The 353-nt window shown below is 58.6% G+C and carries 1 protein-coding gene; it reads right to left on the minus strand.

Translation table 11 applies throughout. From position 1 onward, the window contains the following. Window positions 1-353: DUF5682 family protein (locus AC1D0P_RS32735; RefSeq protein WP_477680524.1), on the minus strand; the 353-nt coding region annotated here is incomplete at both ends.

The raw sequence follows: 353 nt of genomic DNA on the forward strand, positions 1-353 counted from the left end.
CCAACGTACCGTCCCGCTCCATTGAGCCAGGATCGGTGGATGCGCGGATATGCTCGCAATAGATCGAAACATCGCCGAAGAACCTACGCCAATCATGCTGATGAAGCCGCGTTTCGAACAGATGGTCCCAGACTTCGTTGCCGTCCCGGCAGCCCAGCGTCACACATAACGCGCGAACGTAATCACTGCTGTCGAAGCGCAGCTCGTCATTCAGCAGCACCCGTGCCTCGCTGTCGTCCTGGAGGGCAAGCATCTCCATCGGCAGATCGATGAAAGCCGCTTGGGCGCCGGAGATACGGGCTGCAAGCAACGCGACATATTCGGGACTATGCGCACAAAGCGGGAAGTAGCTG

The sequence above is a fragment of the Polaromonas sp. P1_G2 genome (genome assembly GCF_056405515.1).